Genomic DNA, 20,878 nt, shown 5'->3' with positions numbered 1-20,878 from the left:
ACATTGCACTTCGACCCACCCAATTGCCAGTCTTGTCTGCAAAGAATTCACATAACTCTATCAATGTTGCATCTGGATGTGCTTCAACTAATTCCCTTAACTCTACTTCAGCATTTGTTAAATGACTAAATTGTGGTTTCCCTCGCGGCTTGGGTTGTAAATTTCCTTCAAGTTTTTGTTGCTTTACAAGCTTTTGCAATAAACTTTTTGAGACGGAAAATATGTTAGCTACTTTCCTGATTGAGATGTTTTTTTGAAGATGTGCTGCAACTATTTTTTCTCGAAGCTCGACAGAGTATGACTTCATTTAAAGGGATTTATACTTTAATTTAGTGTACCTCATAACAGACGCAAGTGCTGTAACGAGCATAGTGCATTGCTTTTTTGTATGCTAAAGAGCTATCAAAGTCTGATATCACCGCACCCATGGAAGAAGGAACGATTGAGCTATTTCTCAGTATTTTTATATCTGTTTTTTGTAAAGAGCAAAACTTAACAAATTTTGCGATCGCTACAAAATGAATTGTACCTTCTCCTGGTTTTGCAATCACATTGCAATGTATCTCAAGGAATACTAAGTTTTGTATTCCAGAACAATGGAATATTAACAAAGAGCCTTCAATACACAGATATGCTTCCTTATCTTTATAAAAGATTTCTTCTTTAATAAAATTTGCAAAGTAGTCTAAAGCTTCAGCCGTATTAACTGAGCTTACGGTACACAATTTATATTTTGGAATGTTTTCTTCCATAGTAAATAAAAGCAGTCGTAGGGTGTGTTGTCGCGCAGCGCAACGCACCACATTATAATTTAACTATGCTTATAAACTAACTCCATCTTCAATTTATCAACCTCCAACTTCAGCTTTTCATTTTCCATTCTCAACCTTGTATTTTCCTCTTTAATCAACTCAACCTCATTTTTCTTTGTCAAAGCCTGATTAATCGCCAACTTACGCATATCTAGCGAGAACCAACGCTGATAAGTCTGGGTGTGAACTTGCACGCTATGGCCTAAATTATCGGCCGCTGCTTTGATTGGAATTCCTAGAATATGCGCCCGAATTGCCCAAGCGTGACGTAAATCATACGGTTTAAAATCTAAGCCAATTTTACGAAACCACCAACTAACTCGTTGTATTAATGTTGTTATTTCCGCATGATTAGTATTATCTTTTTTACTAATTGCCGTTGCCAACATCTCTAAATATTTGGGATTTCTTAAATCAAAGTCTAAAATCCATTGTTTATGTAAAGGTAAAGCTTGCCTTTCCCCAGTTTTACAATCTTTATGAACTTTCCATGTCAAATCGACATTTTCTTCACTCAACCACCAATCAATATCAGGTTTAATAAACAGTTCTCGCGGACGTAAACCAAAAACTGCTAACATTCCATAAGCCCATCGCCAAAGCTGCCAGCTATCCTTAACATCTGGATTAACTTGATTACCTCTGTTATTTAAATATTCTTCAAATTTACTAATTCCCTCAAATATCTCACCATCAGTCGGAATATTCCGGGAATTTTTCTCTGGCATTTTAGAATATTGAGATAAATCAATGTCGATTTTGAACGCTTGGCAAAATGCAGATATAGCTCTAGCTGCATTATATTTAGCCCATTCCTTATCGATTTTTTCAATAGCACTTGTCAGATTTTCCGAGGTTGCTAAATCTTGAGGATTCGTAAATCGCTTTGTTCGGGAAAAATAATAAAAAAAAGTATGTTCGCTTTTTGTCGTGCGTTTATGAGTTTTAAAATACTCATCTTCAAATTTATTTAGTAGTTCACCCATAGTTTTAAAGTCTTTTTTAATTATTTCATTACCTAAATATTTATCATTCCATTCAAAAGTTTTACGAGCAATTAATTTTCCTAATTCGTAAGCTTCTTCCTCCGCCGTCTTTAAGCCATCTAAATTAGCAGGAATATTCAAACTCAGGTTGTATTGCTTTCTCCCAGTACCGTTTTTATCCCGATCTCCCGGTTTAATTGGTAACGTAGCACGTAATTGCAGACTTCCATTCGATTCTCTAACTGTCACTTTTGTCTTTGCAGACTTCAAACGCAGATTTATTTTTTCTAACTCTAATAGTACTTTTGCTCTCATATGCTCTCTTTGCTGCTGTGCTTGCAGACTTGAACCTAAGAAACTGCCGTCGGTAGATGAAATCGGCTCTAAGTCTGCAAAGGCTTGCTGATACTTGTCTTTACCCTGATTATGCATCACTGTGTTTTTAGCCTAGATTTAGCCTAAAAATAAATGTGTTATCAATGAACAATGTTCGATACAGACATTGCTTAATGCAAACATTAGGCTGTTTCTAAAAATTAAACCATAAAAAGGATTACTCCGGCCCTTATCACGGTTATGACGGATTCGCTATCTTCGCTCGTGACATGGATTTGGCGCTTAACAGCCCAACTTGGGGATTAATTGGCGCTCCCTGGAGCAAGAAAGCTGAAGCTAAAGCTAAAGCTGCCGTATAGGGAAACGGGAAAGTAGGGATAGCCTGGGGCTAAAACCCCAGGGGGAGTTGGGAATTCAAAATTTAAAATTCAAAATTCAAGATTTAGTTTTGCATTTTGAGTTTTGAGCGACATTCCCACCTCCCTAGTACAGACGCGTAGACGCTCGTAAGAGTTTAATCGCGTCTCTTCCGCCAAAAATCCCCAATTTATCGATTAGTAACGACCTCAGTAAGCTTGGAGATCCAGAAATGCCTCAGAATCCAGACAAGATTCAAGACCACGTAGAGTTATTCCACCAACCAGAGTACAAACAATTATTCGAGAACAAAAAGCAATTTGAAAACGGTCACGACCCTGAAGAAGTAAAACGAGTTGCAGAATGGACAAAGGGTTGGGATTATCGTGAAAAGAACTTCGCTCGTGAAGCTTTAACCGTTAACCCTGCTAAAGGTTGCCAACCTTTAGGAGCAATCTTTGCTGCTGTAGGTTTTGAAGGCACTCTTCCTTTCGTACAAGGTTCCCAAGGTTGCGTTGCATACTTCCGCACCCACTTAACCCGTCACTACAAAGAACCGTTCTCTGGTGTGTCTTCTTCAATGACTGAAGATGCAGCGGTGTTCGGTGGTCTACAAAACATGATTGACGGTTTGGCGAACTCTTACCAACTCTACAAGCCCAAGATGATTGCCGTCTGCACCACTTGTATGGCAGAGGTAATTGGTGATGACTTGCAAGCTTTCATCAACAACGCTAAGAATGCAGGTTCGGTTCCTCAAGATTTCCCAGTACCTTACGCTCATACTCCTAGCTTTGTTGGTTCCCACATCACTGGCTACGACAACATGATGAAGGGGATTCTTTCTAACTTGACCGCAGGTCAGAAGAAAGAAACCAGCAACGGCAAGATTAACTTTATCCCAGGTTTTGATACCTATGTAGGCAACAACCGCGAAATTAAGCGGATTGCTTCTCTGTTCGGCTTTGACTACACCATTCTTGCTGATAACAGCGACTACTTGGATTCACCCAACACAGGTGAGTTCAATATGTATCCAGGTGGTACAAAGCTGGAAGATGCAGCAGATTCAATTAATGGTGAAGCCACTGTTTTTCTGCAATCACACTCCACAGTCAAGACCCGCGAGTACATTGAAAAAGAGTGGAAGCAACCGACCGTAGTTTCCCGTCCTTGGGGTATTAAAGCTACTGATGAATTCCTGATGAAACTCAGCGAATTAAGTGGCAAACCTATTCCTGAAGAGTTGGAAATTGAACGCGGTCGTGCGGTTGATGCCATGACTGACTCCCACGCTTGGGTTCATGGCAAGCGCTTTGCTATCTACGGTGAGCCAGATTTAGTGTACAGTGTAGTCGGCTTCATGCTGGAATTGGGCGCTGAACCCGTACATATTCTGGTTCACAACACCAACCCAGAATTTGAAAAAGAACTCAAAGAATTGCTAGATTCTAGTCCTTTTGGCAGGAATGCAACCATCTGGGGTGGTAAAGACCTGTGGCACATGCGTTCTTTGTTGTTCACCGAACCCGTAGACTTATTAATTGGTAACACCTACGGTAAGTACCTGTGGCGCGACACCAAAGTTCCCCTCGTGAGAATCGGCTATCCCATCATGGATCGTCACCACTTACACCGCTACAGTACCATCGGTTACCAAGGTGTAATCAATCTCCTTAACTGGATTGTTAATACAATCTTCGAGGAAATTGATCGCAACACCAACATTCCTTCCAAGACAGACATTTCCTACGACTTGATTCGTTAGAAATTGCATCGATCTGCAGCGTGCTAATGAAAGGTAAGGAAAGGGATTAGGGACTGGGGACTGGGAACTAGGGACTGGGGACTGGGGATTAGGGACTGGGAACTGGGAAAGAGTTTTTCCAATACCCAATATCCAATTCCAAATACCCAAAACCCAAAACCCAATCCCCAGTACCCAGTACCAATTCCCCACCTTACCTTTGCTTTCCTGCATTTACCTAGAGGTATTTATTTATGAAAACTATCAATCACACTCACGCTCATTCTCATACTCATAGTCATGTTAATTATCATCCACCTAACTACAAAAAATCAGGATGGTTTAACAATGTCCTCAATCCATTGCGTAATGTCGTAGATAGATTCGAGGTTAAAAATTATCGACTCGCTCATCTCATTTGCCAAGTAATTCCTTGTTGCTGTCCTTTTGAGCGAAGTATTAATTTATTTGGGCGGACTGTAGATATCCCAGCATTATGCAAACTCAATCCTTTATATGATGAGTTTGTCGGAATGCGTTTTCGTGCTTTATCTTACCTAGCTGACGTGTGTGGAGAAGATGTCACGAAATATATTTGTTAGTTATTAGTCAGTTGTCAGTAGTAAGAACTAACAACTGAGAACTAACCATTGACAAAGAACAATTAAGACCAATTTTCCAACACTTCTCAATTACGAATTACGAATTCGTATAACACCTGCCATCCAGAAAGAGAGAGACATGAAAATTACCCAAAGCAAAATCAACGAGCTGCTCAGTGAGCCAGGATGCGAACATAATCAGCACAAACAGGGAGAAAAGAAAAATAAGTCTTGTACGCAGCAGGCACAACCAGGAACGGCTCAAGGAGGCTGTGCTTTTGATGGCGCGATGATTGCCCTAGTGCCAATTACCGATGCGGCGCATTTAGTCCACGGGCCGATCGCCTGTGCTGGCAATTCTTGGGGTAGTCGTGGTAGTCTCTCATCTGGCCCTCAACTATACAAGATGGGTTTTACCACTGATATGACAGAAAATGATGTCATTTTCGGTGGTGATAAAAAGCTCTATAAAGCAATTCTAGAACTCCAAGAACGCTACAAACCAGCGGCAGTATTTGTTTACGCCACTTGTGTAACTGCTTTGATTGGCGATGATGTCGATGCAGTCTGCAAAGCTGCGGCTGAAAAAACAGGCACTCCCGTTATCCCTGTGATTGCTCCAGGATTCATTGGTAGTAAGAATCTGGGCAACCGTTTTGGTGGTGAATCATTATTGGAATATGTTGTCGGCACAGCAGAACCGGAACAAACAACGCCCTATGATATTAACTTAATCGGTGAGTATAACATTGCCGGAGAAATGTGGGGAGTAACACCACTGCTAGAAAAATTAGGCATTCGCGTTCTATCCAAAATCACGGGCGATGCTCGCTACAATGAAATCCGCTACGCCCACCGCGCCAAGCTGAATGTGATGATTTGCTCGCGGGCGCTGCTCAACATGGCAAGAAAAATGGAGGAACGCTACGGTATTCCTTACATTGAAGAGTCTTTTTACGGCGTTGATGATATGAACCGCTGTCTGCGAAACATTGCCGCTAAATTGGGCGATCGCGATTTGCAAGAACGTACAGAAAAGCTGATTGCCGAAGAAACTGCTGCTTTAGATTTAGCACTGGCTCCTTATCGCACTCGACTCAAAGGTAAGCGAGTTATTCTGTACACTGGCGGTGTCAAGAGTTGGTCGATTATATCGGCGGCTAAGGACTTGGGTATAGAAGTTGTTGCTACCAGCACGAGAAAAAGCACAGAGGAAGATAAAGCCAAGATTAAGAAATTAATCGGCAACGATGGCATCATGCTGGAGAAAGGCAACGCCAAGGAATTACTACAACTGGTTAAAGACACCAAAGCAGATATGTTGATTGCTGGCGGTCGTAACCAATACACAGCCCTAAAAGCTCGGATTCCTTTCTTAGATATTAACCAAGAACGTCACCATCCTTATGCAGGCTATGTAGGGATGATTGAAATGGCCAGAGAACTGTATGAAGCTCTTTACAGCCCGATTTGGGAACAAATACGCAAGCCCGCTCCTTGGGATGAAGACGAAGGAACACTAGAAGCAAGAGATAGCGATCGCTCGATGTTCGCGTCAACGGAGGAGATAATCTAATGGCGATTGTCAACCTTCCTAACAAATCAGTTGCAGTTAATCCCCTGAAGCAAAGCCAAGCCTTGGGTGCATCCCTAGCTTTTTTGGGATTGAAAGGAATGATTCCTTTATTCCACGGTTCCCAAGGATGTACTGCCTTCGCTAAAGTTGTGCTTGTACGGCATTTTCGGGAAGCTATTCCCCTAGCCACTACAGCCATGACGGAAGTAACTACCATTTTAGGTGGTGAAGAGAATTTAGAGCAAGCAATTCTCGCCTTGGTAGAAAAGGTGAATCCTGAAATTATCGGTTTATGCAGCACGGGATTGACGGAAACCAGAGGCGATGATGTAGAAGGCTTTCTCAAGGAAATCCGCGAACGTCACCCCGAACTAGATCGCCTGCCGATTGTTTTTGCTCCTACACCTGATTTTAAAGGTGCGCTGCAAGATGGTTTCGCCGCTGCGGTTGAAAGTATAGTTAAGGAAATTCCCAAAGCAGGTGAAATCAGAAGTGAGCAAGTAACGATTTTAGCGGGTTCTGCTTTTACACCAGGGGATGTACAGGAAATCAAAGAGATTGTCACTGCTTTTGGATTAGTGCCTATCTTCGTACCTAACCTTGGCGCTTCCCTGGACGGACATTTAGAAGATGGCTATAGCGCCATCACAGCCAGTGGTACAACCATCAAACAGTTGCAAGAAGTTGGTAGTTCTGCTTTCACCATTGCTTTAGGTGAAAGTATGCGCGGCGCAGCCAAAATTCTAGAAGAACGATTTGACATTCCCTACGAAGTGTTTGGCGAATTGACTGGTTTGGAACCAGTGGATGAATTTTTGCAAGCATTGGCTATTTTGAGCAGCAACAGCGTCCCCGAAAAATACCGCCGCCAACGCCGCCAGTTGCAGGATGCGATGCTAGACACTCACTTTTACTTCGGTGCGAAACGAGTCTCTCTAGCACTGGAACCAGATTTATTGTGGTCAATAGTGAATTTTCTGCAATCGATGGGAGCGCAAGTTCATGCAGGGGTGACAACTACACGCTCTCCCCTACTAGAACAATTGCCGATTAAAAACGTGACTATCGGCGATTTAGAAGACTTTGAGCAATTAGCAGTTGGCTCGGATCTACTGATTGGCAATTCTAACGTAGCTGCGATCGCAAAACGTCTTTCAATTCCTTTATACCGTCTTGGTATTCCCATTTATGACCGTTTAGGTAATGGGCAATTCACCAAAGTCGGCTATCGCGGCACAATGGAGCTTTTGTTTGGTATCGGCAACCTCTTTTTAGAGGCGGAAGAAGAAAGAGCTAAACACTTTCACGGTGTTTGGAAATAGAGAACGTCAGTTGTCAGTAGTTAGTGGTCAGTAGTGATGAGAAAAGCAACTGACAACAGACAACAGACAACAGACAACAGACAACTGACAAAGGACAACAAACAATGAAAATTGCCTTTACGACAGATGACCGAGTTCATATTAATACTCACTTTGGAGGATCGGAAGAAATTGATGTTTATGAAATTTCAAAGGAAGGATATCAATTTGTAGAAACTCTCAAATTTAATTATGAAATTAAAGAAGAGAATAATGAGAGTAAACTCGCACCAAAAATTGAAGCATTAGCTGATTGTACAATTATTTATGTTTTTGCAATTGGTGGTAGTGCCGCAGCTCGTTTAATCAAGAAAGGTGTCACCCCAGTGAAGGCGAAATCAGAAGAAGAAGAGATTGCTGATGTACTGCATAGATTAGTGCAAACTCTTAAAGGTAATCCTCCACCTTGGTTGCGTAAAGCTTTACAACCGAAAACTTCAAGTTTTACAGATGACGTTGAAAATGAAGCAACCGTATGAGCGAAAACAATAGTGTTAACGGAACGATTACTGCTGAAGTCTTGAATTTTCCTTTTCTCAAGACATTGATACAACAAATCCGGGGTCAAGATACTTACGGATTTTATCGAAATTGGTCAGATGAATTAATTCTCAAACCCTTTGTTGTTACCAAACAAAAGAAACGCGAAATTTCTCTTGAGGGTGAAGTCGACCCGGCTACTATAGCACGAATTATGGTATTTTTTCGTGCTATTGCAGCGAGTATTGAACAAGAAACAGGTTTGATATCTCAAGTAGTAGTTGACTTAAATCATGAAGGATTTGGCTGGGCATTAGTATTTTCTGGTCGTCTTCTACTAGCTGTGAAAACCTTGCGAGATGCTCATCGCTTTGGCTTTGATTCACTAGAAAAATTAGCCGAAGAGGGAGAAAAGTTTGTTCAAAAAGGAATTGATTTAGCGAAGCGCTTCCCCGAAGTTGGCAAACTTTAGGAGTGCTGAGTGCTGAGTAAATAGTGGAAAGTTATGAGTTAGCCGTTATGAATTAAGAATGGCATAACTCACAATTCACAATTGATACTGATAATTCATAATTCAGCACTCATAATCTATAAATCATAACTCAGCACTCAACGAGAAGTTGCGTGCGGAGAGAAGTGCGGTCTTGGGCTTTGCCCCTTCGGGTTCGGAAGTTTCAACTCGACGGGAACCGCCAAGACTTGAACTTCCTCACCAAGTGGAGCAACTTCGGAGGGTTCCCCCCGTTGAGCAAACTTCGGTGACTTCGCACTTAATGAGGATAATTTGATGGTGCAGGCAGGAGAAACAAGTATTGAGGAATTGAAGGGGCAGATTAGAAAGCTTAATAGTAAGGCAGGTCAAATGAAGATGGATCTGCATGATTTAGCGGAAGGGCTGCCAACAGATTATAAACAACTTATGGATGTGGCGGCTGCAACTTATGAAATCTATCGCGAGCTAGATGAACTTAAGCAACAGCTAAAAAAATTGGAGAATGCTAAATGACTGGGACTATTGAAGAATTCAAACAACTCACAGATACAGAAGAATTTTTGCAGTTTTTTAATCTGCCCTACGACCAGAAATTTGTGAATGTAAATCGTCTGCATATTTTGAAGAAATTTTCCCAATACATGAGGGAAATTGATGAGAATTTTCCTAATTTGAGTGCAGAAGAAAAGCTCAAACAATATTCTTTAGCTTTGCAAACAGCTTATGAGGTTTTTCTAGAGTCAACACCCCAAGAACAAAAGCTGTTCAAAGTGTTTAACGAGAAGCCAAAGAATGTAGTCACGCTGACAGAAATCACTTCTGATTAGGAGTTACAAAGTGATAAACCTAACGCCTAAAGAGTTAGAACGCTACAGTCGCCAAATGATGCTTCCGAATTTTGGCGAAGTAGCACAAAAGCGCCTCAAGTCAGCGACGGTTCTGGTTACGGGTGTGGGGGGATTAGGCGGTACGGCGGCGCTTTACTTAGCAGTAGCGGGCGTTGGGCGACTAATCCTAGTCCGGGGTGGTGACTTGCGACAAGATGATATGAATCGTCAAATTCTGATGACGGATGATTGGGTAGGCAAACCAAGGGTATTCAAAGCTAAAGAAACTTTGGAGGCTATCAATCCCGATATCCAGATTGAAGCAGTTCATGATTACATTACCCCGGAAAACGTAGACTCTTTGGTGCAATCCGCTGATATGGCGCTAGACTGCGCGCATAATTTCACGGAACGCGATTTGTTAAATGCAGCTTGCGTGCGTTGGCGCAAACCAATGGTAGAAGCCGCAATGGACGGAATGGAGGCTTATCTGACGACGATTATTCCTGGTGTGACTCCTTGTTTATCGTGTCTGTTTCCAGAAAAACCCGATTGGGATCGGCGCGGCTTTTCAGTTCTGGGCGCTGTTTCTGGAACTTTGGCTTGTTTGACAGCACTGGAGGCGGTGAAGTTAATCACTGGGTTTAGTCAACCTCTTTTGTCGCAATTGCTGACAATTGATTTTAACCGGATGGAGTTTGCCAAACGTCGTTCGGGGCGCGATCGCACTTGTCCAGTATGCGGTAACAACGCACCTTGGAGATACGCGCAAGCTAATTCCATGGAACCCACTAGCAGCAATTGTACGCATTAGTCATTAGTCAGTGGTCAGTGGTCAGTGGTCATTAGTTATTAGACAACTGACAACTGTACGGGCGAACGGCCGTTCGCCCCTACTAACAACCCCACACTCGAAATCAGAACAATTAATCGCTACAAATCAGGAGACTTAATGACCGTTACTTTGACAGAAAAAGCAGAATTTCGTCTGCGGGCATTCCTGCGAGGTTCCACTCCCGATGATAATGGTGCAACAAAAGGTGTCCGCATCTCTGTAAAAGATGGTGGTTGCAGTGGTTATGAATATGCGATCGATATCACTAGCAAACCACAACCAGACGATTTAGTTATTCCGCAAGGCAATGTACTGGTTTATGTGGATGCCAAAAGTGCGCCTTTGTTAGAAGGGGTGGTAGTCGATTTTGTCGAAGGGGTAATAGAAAGCGGCTTTAAGTTTACAAACCCCAATGCAAGTGATACCTGCGGTTGTGGTAAGTCATTCAAAGCAGGTGACTGCACGCCTAACGGTGTACCTTGCAGCTAAATAATTCGTAATTGATAATGCGTAATTCGTAACTATTGCTGCTCAATTAAAATTACGAATTACCCTTCGGGTTCGGCAGTCTCCCATCGACGGAAACCGCCAAGATGGGGGCTGCCTCACGAATTACGAATTACCAATTATTTAAGGCACTCCGCACCTTTTCTCGAAGAGGGGGGAAGGAAGACTAAAAAACTTCGAGAAACCAACCGAATCATAACTTTAGAGGAGAATCGGAAAATGGCTACCTACCAAGTTAGATTAATCAACAAAAAGGAAGACCTCGATACCACAATTGAAGTGGATGAAGATACTAACATTGTGGATGCAGCAGAAGAAGCTGGTATTGACTTACCTTTCTCTTGTCATGCAGGTTCTTGCTCTAGTTGTGTAGGTAAAGTAGTTGAAGGCGAAGTTAATCAAGAAGATCAAAACTTCTTAGATGACGAGCAAATTGAGAAAGGCTTTGCTCTACTTTGTGTTAGCTATCCCCGTTCTAATTGCACGATTAAAACACATCAAGAAGCATACCTCGTGTAAGCGATCGCTTTGGTTGCCATCCTGAGCAACTAAATAAAAAACGAAGCATGAAGTATGAGGGAGAAATATATACTTCATACTTCATACTTCATACTTCAAATGTTTACCTCTTTTAATGCGATCGGCTGCTCGCTAGAATTGCTGAGAATATGAGAAAGAGGTCTCGTCACTTTTCGCAAAGTTCACGATGAAAGAATTCACAAAAAATAATATTAATGAATGTGACAACAAAAGCTATCATCAATTTAGAACAACATTTTCCCTATTTTATTATTAGAGTTATAAATATCTCATTTCATATAGAACGATAAGTAGCCAGCGCTATTTATGTTCGCATTATTGATAGTTAATACAATGATATTTTTTACTTTAATAGACCTCTTGCAAAAGTTCTTTTTGCAAGAGGCAGGAAAAGGAAAAAGGTTAAAGGGGAAAGGGAAAATAACAAACCTTTCCCCCTTTGCCCTTACCCTTTTCCCGACTTCTGCAAGAAGTCTAATGTAAAGAGGGCAGGCTATTTACCCACCCTAAAATACTTAAATGCTCTACAGGCGGTTTGCTTTTTATTGCAAATCGCTTATTTATTAATCAACAGCAACTATCACGTCAGATGATTTAATTACGGCGTAAGCTTGCTTACCCTCTGCAAGTCCCAGCTTTTCTGCTGATGACTTGGTGATGATTGATACTAGTTCTATTCCAGGTGCTATTTCTAAAGTAACTTCGGTATTAACTGAACCGGCTACAACTTTCTTAACTGTGGTTTTGATAGAATTTCGAGCGCTAATTTCCATGCTTTAGTTTCCTGTTAGTTATTGATATTTGCCAAATTAGCAAGCTTTTATAATACAAAGAAAATTATTCAAGATTTCTTAATAATTTTGGAGATGACAAACATTATACAGTATCTAACTTAACCGTGAAACCTCTGTTAGATAGTTAATATAGGAATACTACTTAGTTTGGCTTGGCAGCATTTAAAACAAGATGATTAAATAGAGCTAATTTAGTCTCAACTTATTTTCATTAATTGGGACTTTAAGCTTTTATATCTTTTTTTTGTACAACTTAAACAAAAATTATTCTCATACTATTTTATTTAAGAATGGTGGGCATTACCCAACATTTTATTTGTCAAGTCAATTTACATGAGGCAGCAGTTATGAATCATTTGAGTGAAGAAACTCTGCAATGGTTGCTTGCAAAAAATTACACCCCTAAAGATTTAAATCAGCATGGTGAAAATAGTGACACAGCATTAATGAACGCTACAAGAGAAGGAGTATATGCAGTCGTTAAAGAACTGATTGATGTCGGTGTAAATATTAATGCTAGAAACAATGATGGTAATAATGCTTTGTGGTTTGCTTGTTTTGGTAACTACTACGATTTAATTAATTTGCTGTTAGCTGCAAAAATTGATATTGATAACCAAAATGATAATGGTGCAACTGTTTTAATGTATGCAGCTTCATCTGGAAAAACTGAAGTAGTTAAGTTACTTTTGCAACATTATCCCAATTTATATTTACAAAATTTAGACGACTATAAAGCAATAGATTTTGCTAGCAATGTAGAAGTTTTAAGGTTACTCAAAAATGCCACAAAATCATAACTTAGAGAAAGCTTATCATAATGCAACCAAGCATTCTTACTTATCGGTGCAGACGAATCCAAATTATGTAGATGCATCAACTCAACCGTCTGCATTTAAAGTTTATCCGAAATTTTATAGACGCGTGCAATTAAATCTCAATAATCCCGTTCATTCTTTTATCTGGTTGACTAGTACTGTAACTCTTGAGAAGGTATATAAAGATGTGTCTTATAAACTACGTGTAAATCCTTCAGCAGGCGCTTTATATCCCACAGAAGTTTATGTACAGATTCGCAGCGTGCAAGGAATGATAGATGGTATATATCATCTAGAAGTTGAGAATAATTGTCTAACACTAATCTATGAATTAATTGATGATGGACTAGAGAGTTACGTTATACCGACTAAAAGTATCAGCGGATTCATTTTTTTAATTAGTTGTGTTTATTATAGGTCTAGTTGGAAATATCAAGACCGAAGCATGAGATATTGCTTGTTGGATAGCGGACACCATTTAGGTGCGATCGCAGCTTCAGCATATCTTCATGACAGAGATATCCAGTTAATTTTTGACTTTGATAAACTCGCCCTCAATACAGATTTAGGCTTTGAGAATAAAGAGTTTATTACAGCTTGTGTTATCTCAGGAGAAATGCAAGAGAAGAAAGTCAGACGCTTAAGGCTGAAAGTTCCTTTTGTTTGTGGAACTGATTATTTTGAAGCCAATCAATTTATTGAAGCTAGCTATCAAGTAACAGCTATACAACCAAGTCGCCAACAGAAACTAAAACAGCCTTCGTTTAAGTTTGATCGAGATAAATTTCATCAAACTGTTTGGAACAGACGTTCAACTCGACGTTTCCGGAAACAATTTATTTCCCAAGTAGATTATTTATATATATGGCAGCAACTTCAGCAGCCAATACCAACTGAAAATTACGAGGAAATAGAAATTTACTCGGTTGTGCATCGAGTAGAGGGGATGTCACCAGGGTTATATAAAGACAAGCATCTGCTGAAAGCTGGTGATTTCAGCGAACAGACAGGTTACTTATGCATTAATCAGGTGATCGCCAAAGATTGTGCTGTAACTTTATTTTTTGTGTCTGACTACACAAATTATCAAACTGCTATGCAAATAGCCGGTTTTCTCGGACAAAGAGTTTATCTGGGTAGCAACTATATGGGAATTCAATGTAGTGGAATTAGTGCATACTATGACGATGAAACTCAAAGGTTCTTAGAAACAACTAAAGATGTTCTCTATGCAATGACAATTGGAAACTAAGTAGGAAATTAGAAAAATGGCTAGAAGAAAGTATTCCTTTAATAGCGAAGAATTTCATCCAATGCAGCTGACATCGGCAGATATCATCTTGCGGCAGCAACTAGAGTATTCTATTAGCAGATATTTTTACGAAGCTTGCGATCGCACAATTCAAAATCTTTTATCTAGCTGTCGGTGGTATGTTACAATCCACGCTAGTGCTATGACATTAGTAATTGAATGTCCAGACCAAGTTACTAACTGGCGAATCTTACAAAAAATCGTACCAATGGGGTCATTACTCAACAAAATTGTTAGCAGTGCGAAAATTCGCGTTTGTCCCCCAGAAGGTCAAGGAGTACCGTTTGAAATGAGGGTAGATGAACTCGCTGTCTACCGCGATATGGCTTGAAGAAGAGATGAGGAAGATGAGGAGGATGAGGGAGAAATACCAAGCCAAAATCTCACATCTAATAATCTCAAACACATCAATTTTAAACATTCTGTCTGATAATTGCAGCTACCTCTTCAAAAACCAGGTCAGCAGAATGTTTGACAACAGGACTTAATTCTAGTCCCAAATCAAGATTTGCCGCCTCAATTAAATAAGCTGTCACCTCTTCGGGAAAATCATTCTGAAATATTTTTCGTCCGGCGGCTAAAGCGTTATCCCAACGAAAATCATGCAAGTTATAACTAGGTTCCGGTAAAGCTTCCAATTCTTTACCCGGAACCTTAAATATTGCACCTGGTTCAGAATTAGTATAACTAGCATCAATAATTATTAATTGTTTGCTACCTCTAGCTTGAAACATTACTTCCATACCTGCGGTTCCACAGTCATATATCCGCACATTGGAATGTGGGTTTTCGGCTAGATATTTTTGTAAGCGTTGGGCAATAATTACGCCTACTGCGTCATCACTGCGATTGAGATTACCGCAACCGATAATAGTTAGCATAAGAAAAATTGTCTAAATTATGGAATGTAATCATATTTATAGAAGAGGAATTGTATACTAAATATATATTCTTCAGGTAATTAGGAAGTTGGATGCCTACCAACGCGCAATTGAGGGCTTTATATCGAATCTGTTAACAGTTAACATATCTAATCTTTCAGCCTATTCACCTCATTTGCATTGACGATCGCACTCAGAATTTATACATATTGGCAGGGCAAACTAAGGAGATAGAGTTTAAAATTACTCCAAACGGGGAGGTACTTTAATGAGCCAAATTGATTACTCTGCTATGTCTGACCGAGAGTTAAAAGAGTATTTCATCAAGCATCGGGAAGATACATCTGCACTTCAAGCTTATTTAGAACGTCGTCGAAGGCGATCGCTCGAAGTTATTACTACAGTAAATGATTCTGACTTTGATGCAAAAATCCAGACGGCTATTCACCAGCAGCTAAACGATCGTTAAAATTAAATTTAGCATAATATTGGCAAGTATTCAAGTAAGATGCAACTGTGAGATTATTCGTGTGGCAATCGTATGGATGTGCGCTAATATGATTGCTAGTCCCAAATAAAAATCATCGTGTTAAATTACTCAGGTAAGCACTACAATTTGTGACCAATTATGAGCTTTAGTGATGTAGTTGAGGCAATTAAAGGTCTTTCAATTGAAGAAAAGCAAGAACTTCAAATTTTACTAAAACAGTATTTACGAGAAGAACGTCGAGAAGAAATATATAAAAACTTAAACACAGCACAAATAGAAGAGCAAAAGGGTGAACTTAAGTTTTCCTCTAATATTAACGAATTGAAACAGCTGATAGAAGAGTAATGCTAAAAGTTAGTTTCAGTTCATCATTTCGACGTGCTTTCAAAAAACGAGTTAAGGGAAATGTAGATTTAGAAACAAGGTTTTGGCAAAAGTTAGAGCAGTTTACAATAGACCCATTTGAGCAGAGCTTGAAAACTCACAAATTATCGGGCAAACTCAATAAATTATGGAGTTTTAGCCTAGATTACGACGAAAGGGTATTATTTTACTTCACCGAAGATGGGAATGTAGTATTTGTCGATATTGGCAGTCATGACGAGGTGTATTAAGCAGTTATACGTCTAGTTTATCTGTGAGGCGATTGCTAATTCTTTGAAAAACTTTTTTGGCGTTCAGAAGGCTTTGACTGATGATACAGACAAAGCCTCTGAAGAATAAGTTATCAGTGTAAAACTAGAACTCTACACCATGTTTTCTACCAATTTCAACAAGTTTTTCACACTGATGTTGTCCTGCTTTAGTCAAAATTGCTTCTACTTTTTCTGGAGTATCACCATCTTTAGGAATTAGATACTTCACATAAAGCGATACAAAATCAGCGACGATCGCTAAACCTGATAAAGCATGTTTGTCAGCTTCTTTGCCAGCGATCGCTGCTACTAAACCTGCTTTAATGGGATCGGGTTTAACTTTCATGAACTGATCGACAAGTTTCGGAACATATTCTCCTGGCGGTAAGTTATTTAACTTACTTTTATCTGGAGTAAAGTCACATCCTGCTGCTTTTGCCTGCTCTAAAACACACCATTCTGTAAACTCTTGCAGTGCGGCTTCGGGAAGGCGAGGAAAATATTTATGTAGCGCTATATCAGACACAAGCTTACCGTTTAAATTTCAGTTTTTTTGAAGTTAATTAAGGCAAGCCTAACGCACTGTTTATAAAAGTTTTAGTACATTACGCTACAACTTTTAGCAACAAAATCAATACTAGTTATTCCAACTCATAAAATAGTGAAATTAGCGACAGCTATCTTTAAGTAAAAAATCACAGCTTTGATTTATCTCCAGCGAATAAAAACGATAGTCAATACAGATTTCGAGATTGCGGTTGATTTGGAATAGGAAACTGAGAAGGCAATTTATTACGCCATCTCAGTAAAGGTATACAGAACACCCCTAAAATAATTACTGCTCCAGTCATCAGCCAAATAAGAAATCGATTAGGTTTGTAATTACCTCGTTCAATTTGCCAAAAAACTTGGTTATATCGCCATCCAGCCAAAGCAATAGTCAAAATTCCCAAAATTACTAAAGCCACACCCAAATTTTCAGAATTGATGAATGATTGTACAAAAGATTCTTTTTGAGTAATAGTAATATTAAGCTGCCGTAAAAATATACTAAATCGCGCAATCACAAAACCAAAGCTAATTAATGCAACAGAAGTGCGTAGCCAAGCAAGAAAAGTGCGTTCGTTCGCTTGATGCTCCCTTTGACGGTCAATTTGTGGCAATTTACTCATGAATACTTCTCAATTAATCTGACTCCTAGCAGGGGAGATGAGGGAGATGAGGGGGATGAGGGAGATGAGGGAGAAATAATAACTACTCTTCCTGTTCCCTGTTCCCTTGTTCAACTGACCACTGACAACTGACAACTGACCCCTGAATTCTCACATCACTAATTGTGACTGAGATTTTGCTAATTCACTAGGAGCAAATGCTCCATTTTCTGTAATTATGGCTGTAATTAATGCAGCCGGAGTAACATCAAAAGCTGGATTATAAAAATCAACACCCAACGGTGTGAGGTTAGTATCGCCGACTCGATAAATTTCCTCTGGGTTACGTTCTTCAATGGGAATTTGACTGCCATCGGATAATTCAAAATCAACTGTTGAAAGCGGCGCTGCCACGAAGAAAGGAATATTATGGGCTTTAGCTGCGATCGCTACACTATATGTACCAATTTTATTAGCGGTATCGCCATTGGCAGCAATTCGATCCGCACCCACAACAACAGCATGAATCAAACCTTGCTTCATACAATGGGCTGCCATATTATCAGTAATCAACGTCACCGGAATACCTTCTTGCACGCATTCCCAAGTCGTGAGTTTTGCACCTTGCAGGCGAGGACGAGTTTCATCAGCAAATAGACGGGCTAAACGTCCTGCCCTCCAAGCGGAACGCACAACACCCAAGGCAGTGCCATAACCAGCAGTAGCTAATGCCCCAGCGTTGCAGTGAGTTAACAGCGTCAGCTTTTCTGGAGTTCTGGGTAATATTGCCAAGCCATTGTCGCCGATCGCCTGACAAGTTTGTAAATCTTCAAGATTGATTGCTTGCGCTGTCTCAAACAAAGTTTGTTTGATTTCTTCTACTGTTCCTAGGGTTTCGTAGGCAATTTTCAGCATCCGCCCAATAGCCCAAAATAAATTTACCGCCGTCGGACGAGTGGAACGCAACAACTGAGCGACTTTTTCTAAGCCTTCTAAAAATTCGTGGCGATCGCTTGTCTCTATTTCTCTCGCCCCCAGATACATCCCGTATGCCGCCGCCACACCAATTGCAGGCGCACCGCGCACAATCATGGTTTTAATTGCCTGTGCCATGTCTTCACTGCGGTGAATTTCTACAAAAGTATATTCATTTGGTAAGCGGGTTTGATCGATTAATGATACGGAATTGTTATGCCAAATAACTGGATAAACCTGGTTTGTAGAAGCTGTCATAGATAGAGGTTATATTTTGTTAACTTTAAGTAGAAGGCAGATGGCAAGAGGTAGGAGGCAGAAGGGAAAAGCTAGTTTGTGACAGGGTTTCATAACTTGATATTTTATATTTAATTATGTCCATCTACTTATTAAAATAATAAGCTTTTATAGATTGAAATCAAAGCGGTTATTGTGTTAAACAACCTCTAATCAAGCTGCAAAATTGCAAATGCTCATGATATCAGCATTTGCAATTATAGCGAAATGATGCTAGGCAATCAGACTGAAATCGCTACTACTTAAAGTAATATTAGGATTCCCTAGACTGGCAAACTTAAACACTTTTCCTGCATCCAGAAGATTTCCATCTTGGTTATAGAATAAACTGCCAGTGCTTCTGCTAAAAACAATATGTGCGTTATTGGCGTTGACGAATCGATCTTCACTGACAACTGCAAAGTCTGTTAAAGGCTGCCCAACATTATTACTAACAGCATTAAAGGTGGTTTTACTCAGTAAAATTTTGTCTTGTCCCACTTCAAACTGAGTAATCAAATCAACACCTAAGCTTGTGCTAAAAACCCCATTACCTTGAAATTGATATTTGTCCTTCCCAGCGTTCCCTGTGAGAACATCATTGCCCAATCCTCCCCAGAGAAGATCGTCACCAGTTCCACCTGTAAGAGTATCATTGCCATTACCTCCCTGAAGGTTGTCATTTCCCTCTAACCCTTGGAGTTGATCGTTTCCGTCACCGCCAATTAGAGTGTTATTCAGTGTATTACCAGTAAGACTGTCATTACCTGTGCCACCCGTTGCATTTTCGATAACGTTGTTGGCAGAGAGAATCAGTTTGAGATTGCTATTAACCGTTTGTGAGGTGTTTGAACCGAGATTTAGGTTTACAGCAACTGTAGTACCGCTAAAGTTAATAGTATCAGTACCACCTGTTGTACTTTCTATAATTGTGTCGGTTCCCAAGGCACTATTCGCTAGGAAAGAATAAGTATCATTTCCCGTACCACCAGACAACGTATCATTTCCGCCACCACCAATCAGAGTGTTATTGAGTGTATTACCAGTGAGACTGTCATTACCTGTGCCACCAGTTGCATTTTCGATAACATTGTTGGCAGAGAGAATCAGTTTGAGATTGCTATTAATTGTTTGCAAGGTGGTAACACCCAGATTTAGATTTACAGCACTTGTAGTACCGCTCAAGTTAATAGTATCAGTACCACCTGTTGTGGTTTCTATAATTGTGTCGGTTCCCAAAGCACTATTAGCTAGGAAAGAATAAGTATCATTTCCTGCTAACCCTTGCAGTCGGTCATTTCCGCCACCACCAATCAGAGTATTATTCAGTGTATTACCAGTAAGGCTGTCATTACCTGTGCCACCCGTTGCATTTTCGATAACATTGTTGGCAGAGAGAATCAGTTTGAGATTGCTATTAATTGTTTGCAAGGTGGTAACACCCAGATTTAGATTTACAGCACTTGTAGTACCGCTCAAGTTAATAGTATCAGTACCACCTGTCGTGCTTTCTATAATTGTGTCGGTTCCCAAGGCACTATTCGCTAGGAAAGAATAAGTATCATTACCTGTGCCACCATACAAAGTATCATTGCCCTCACCACCTTCTAAACGGTCATTTCCTTGTTCGCCAAATAAACGATCATTACCGCTATTACCGAGCAGGCTATCGTTACCTAAACCACCAAACAAATCATCATTGTTCGCAGTTCCGCTGATGGTGTCATTTATAACTGCACTATTGAAAATGAAATCACTGGCTTGCAATTGACTTTTACGAATGCCATTGATTTGAAGTCGATAATAATAATCGCCGTTATAGAAGTTATAGCGAGTGCTAATTATCGCATTATTATCTGTATCCTCACTTGTCAGAAGTGAGATCGTATTAAAGTCACTGATGCCAAGAGTTCTCAGATCGATTTTGTCTGCTCCCTTTTGAAAATCTGTGACGATGTCTAGGTTTTTCGCCCCCACAGAACTATTAAAGTTTTCTAAGACAAATAAATCGTTACCAGTACCACCATACAAGGTATCATTTCCATAACCACCAGATAACTTGTCATCTCCTTGTTCGCCAAATAAAC

The 20,878-nt window shown here is 40.1% G+C and carries 27 protein-coding genes; 18 read left to right on the top strand and 9 right to left on the bottom strand.

The genetic code is table 11. The features are described 5' to 3' along the window. The 3 genes from I8752_RS12305 to I8752_RS12295 all read right to left on the bottom strand — a co-directional run. On the bottom strand, window positions 1–307 hold a 307-nt coding region (locus I8752_RS12305; RefSeq protein ID WP_214432606.1), incomplete at its 3' end, for a transposase. Window positions 308–329: 22 nt separating this feature from the next. After that, window positions 330–752 carry a hypothetical protein gene (locus I8752_RS12300; RefSeq protein WP_214432605.1) on the bottom strand — a complete coding sequence of 141 codons (423 nt, stop codon included), beginning with the start codon at window positions 750–752 and terminating at the stop codon, window positions 330–332. Between the two features lie 59 nt (window positions 753–811). Further along, window positions 812–2,230 (bottom strand): site-specific integrase, encoded by a 1,419-nt coding sequence (locus I8752_RS12295; protein WP_214432607.1) that lies wholly within the window; start codon window positions 2,228–2,230, stop codon window positions 812–814. A 493-nt stretch (window positions 2,231–2,723) separates the two neighbouring features. On the opposite strand from I8752_RS12295, the gene nifK reads away from it, so the two are divergent. The 11 genes from nifK to I8752_RS12240 all read left to right on the top strand — a co-directional run bounded on the left by nifK (window position 2,724) and on the right by I8752_RS12240 (window position 11,438). Beyond that, window positions 2,724–4,259, top strand: coding sequence for a nitrogenase molybdenum-iron protein subunit beta (nifK, locus tag I8752_RS12290; protein WP_214432604.1), 1,536 nt, complete (start codon window positions 2,724–2,726; stop codon window positions 4,257–4,259). Between the two features lie 233 nt (window positions 4,260–4,492). After that, window positions 4,493–4,840, top strand: coding sequence for a Mo-dependent nitrogenase C-terminal domain-containing protein (locus I8752_RS12285; protein WP_214432603.1), 348 nt, complete (start codon window positions 4,493–4,495; stop codon window positions 4,838–4,840). Window positions 4,841–4,979: 139 nt separating this feature from the next. Then, a complete protein-coding gene (nifE, locus tag I8752_RS12280; protein WP_214432602.1) occupies window positions 4,980–6,416 on the top strand; it encodes a nitrogenase iron-molybdenum cofactor biosynthesis protein NifE in 1,437 nt (478 codons plus the stop codon). Next, entirely contained in the window at window positions 6,416–7,738 is a 1,323-nt protein-coding gene (nifN, locus tag I8752_RS12275) for a nitrogenase iron-molybdenum cofactor biosynthesis protein NifN (RefSeq protein WP_214432601.1), read from the top strand. Before nifE ends, nifN begins: the two co-directional genes overlap by 1 nt. Before the next feature lie 104 nt (window positions 7,739–7,842). After that, window positions 7,843–8,256: a nitrogen fixation protein NifX gene (nifX, locus tag I8752_RS12270; protein WP_214432600.1), complete on the top strand. Its 414-nt coding sequence runs from the start codon at window positions 7,843–7,845 to the stop codon at window positions 8,254–8,256. Then, a complete protein-coding gene (locus tag I8752_RS12265) occupies window positions 8,253–8,729 on the top strand; it encodes a NifX-associated nitrogen fixation protein (protein ID WP_214432599.1) in 477 nt (158 codons plus the stop codon). The genes nifX and I8752_RS12265 overlap by 4 nt, the downstream gene beginning before the upstream one ends. Window positions 8,730–9,044: 315 nt before the next feature. Then, window positions 9,045–9,263, top strand: coding sequence for a CCE_0567 family metalloprotein (locus I8752_RS12260; RefSeq protein WP_214432598.1), 219 nt, complete (start codon window positions 9,045–9,047; stop codon window positions 9,261–9,263). Continuing rightward, window positions 9,260–9,577 (top strand): nitrogenase-stabilizing/protective protein NifW, encoded by a 318-nt coding sequence (nifW, locus tag I8752_RS12255; RefSeq protein ID WP_214432597.1) that lies wholly within the window; start codon window positions 9,260–9,262, stop codon window positions 9,575–9,577. The genes I8752_RS12260 and nifW overlap by 4 nt, the downstream gene beginning before the upstream one ends. 10 nt (window positions 9,578–9,587) lie before the next feature. Continuing rightward, entirely contained in the window at window positions 9,588–10,391 is an 804-nt protein-coding gene (locus tag I8752_RS12250; protein ID WP_214432596.1) for a HesA/MoeB/ThiF family protein, read from the top strand. Between the two features lie 138 nt (window positions 10,392–10,529). Further along, window positions 10,530–10,901, top strand: a complete 372-nt coding sequence (locus I8752_RS12245; protein WP_214432595.1) for a HesB/IscA family protein — start codon at window positions 10,530–10,532, stop codon at window positions 10,899–10,901. A gap of 237 nt (window positions 10,902–11,138) precedes the next feature. Beyond that, entirely contained in the window at window positions 11,139–11,438 is a 300-nt protein-coding gene (locus I8752_RS12240) for a 2Fe-2S iron-sulfur cluster-binding protein (protein ID WP_214432594.1), read from the top strand. A gap of 584 nt (window positions 11,439–12,022) precedes the next feature. Here I8752_RS12240 and I8752_RS12235 read toward each other — a convergent pair. Then, on the bottom strand, window positions 12,023–12,232 hold the full coding sequence (locus tag I8752_RS12235; protein ID WP_214432593.1) for a TOBE domain-containing protein: 210 nt from the start codon (window positions 12,230–12,232) through the stop codon (window positions 12,023–12,025). A 311-nt stretch (window positions 12,233–12,543) separates the two neighbouring features. Here I8752_RS12235 and I8752_RS12230 point away from each other — a divergent pair, with 311 nt between their 5' ends. Genes I8752_RS12230 through I8752_RS12220 form a run of 3 tightly spaced genes read left to right on the top strand, consistent with a single transcriptional unit; the run spans window position 12,544 to window position 14,714 of the window. Further along, window positions 12,544–13,053 carry an ankyrin repeat domain-containing protein gene (locus I8752_RS12230; protein ID WP_214432592.1) on the top strand — a complete coding sequence of 170 codons (510 nt, stop codon included), beginning with the start codon at window positions 12,544–12,546 and terminating at the stop codon, window positions 13,051–13,053. Beyond that, on the top strand, window positions 13,037–14,323 hold the full coding sequence (locus tag I8752_RS12225; RefSeq protein ID WP_214432591.1) for a nitroreductase family protein: 1,287 nt from the start codon (window positions 13,037–13,039) through the stop codon (window positions 14,321–14,323). The genes I8752_RS12230 and I8752_RS12225 overlap by 17 nt, the downstream gene beginning before the upstream one ends. A gap of 16 nt (window positions 14,324–14,339) precedes the next feature. Beyond that, entirely contained in the window at window positions 14,340–14,714 is a 375-nt protein-coding gene (locus I8752_RS12220) for a hypothetical protein (RefSeq protein WP_214432590.1), read from the top strand. An 82-nt stretch (window positions 14,715–14,796) separates the two neighbouring features. Here the strand turns inward: I8752_RS12220 and I8752_RS12215 are convergent, their stop codons facing one another. Further along, complete coding sequence (locus I8752_RS12215; RefSeq protein ID WP_214432589.1) at window positions 14,797–15,264, bottom strand: hydrogenase maturation protease; 468 nt, start codon at window positions 15,262–15,264, stop codon at window positions 14,797–14,799. Window positions 15,265–15,416: 152 nt separating this feature from the next. Between I8752_RS12215 and I8752_RS38580 the strand changes: the two genes are divergently transcribed. From I8752_RS38580 to I8752_RS12200, 4 genes are all read left to right on the top strand, one after another. Beyond that, a complete protein-coding gene (locus I8752_RS38580) occupies window positions 15,417–15,533 on the top strand; it encodes a DUF6888 family protein (protein WP_404827088.1) in 117 nt (38 codons plus the stop codon). Further along, a complete protein-coding gene (locus tag I8752_RS12210; RefSeq protein ID WP_214432588.1) occupies window positions 15,533–15,733 on the top strand; it encodes a DUF6887 family protein in 201 nt (66 codons plus the stop codon). Before I8752_RS38580 ends, I8752_RS12210 begins: the two co-directional genes overlap by 1 nt. A gap of 159 nt (window positions 15,734–15,892) precedes the next feature. After that, window positions 15,893–16,099 carry a hypothetical protein gene (locus I8752_RS12205; RefSeq protein ID WP_214432587.1) on the top strand — a complete coding sequence of 69 codons (207 nt, stop codon included), beginning with the start codon at window positions 15,893–15,895 and terminating at the stop codon, window positions 16,097–16,099. Then, window positions 16,099–16,368, top strand: a complete 270-nt coding sequence (locus I8752_RS12200) for a type II toxin-antitoxin system RelE/ParE family toxin (RefSeq protein WP_214432586.1) — start codon at window positions 16,099–16,101, stop codon at window positions 16,366–16,368. Before I8752_RS12205 ends, I8752_RS12200 begins: the two co-directional genes overlap by 1 nt. Window positions 16,369–16,492: 124 nt before the next feature. On the opposite strand, the gene I8752_RS12195 is transcribed toward I8752_RS12200, so the two are convergent. From I8752_RS12195 to I8752_RS12180, 4 genes are all read right to left on the bottom strand, one after another. Next, window positions 16,493–16,915, bottom strand: a complete 423-nt coding sequence (locus I8752_RS12195) for a hypothetical protein (RefSeq protein ID WP_214432585.1) — start codon at window positions 16,913–16,915, stop codon at window positions 16,493–16,495. Between the two features lie 208 nt (window positions 16,916–17,123). Continuing rightward, window positions 17,124–17,561: a YidH family protein gene (locus I8752_RS12190; RefSeq protein ID WP_214432584.1), complete on the bottom strand. Its 438-nt coding sequence runs from the start codon at window positions 17,559–17,561 to the stop codon at window positions 17,124–17,126. Window positions 17,562–17,711: 150 nt separating this feature from the next. Continuing rightward, on the bottom strand, window positions 17,712–18,773 hold the full coding sequence (mtnA, locus tag I8752_RS12185; protein ID WP_214432583.1) for an S-methyl-5-thioribose-1-phosphate isomerase: 1,062 nt from the start codon (window positions 18,771–18,773) through the stop codon (window positions 17,712–17,714). 252 nt (window positions 18,774–19,025) lie between these two features. Beyond that, window positions 19,026–20,878: calcium-binding protein (locus I8752_RS12180; RefSeq protein WP_214432582.1), on the bottom strand; the 1,853-nt coding region annotated here is incomplete at its 5' end.

This window comes from Dendronalium phyllosphericum CENA369 (genome assembly GCF_016056275.1).
GTDB classification, from domain to species: Bacteria; Cyanobacteriota; Cyanobacteriia; order Cyanobacteriales; family Nostocaceae; genus Dendronalium; species Dendronalium phyllosphericum.
The sequence above is the reverse complement of the archived record's forward strand: the minus strand, read 5'-3'. Positions and strand labels throughout refer to the sequence as shown.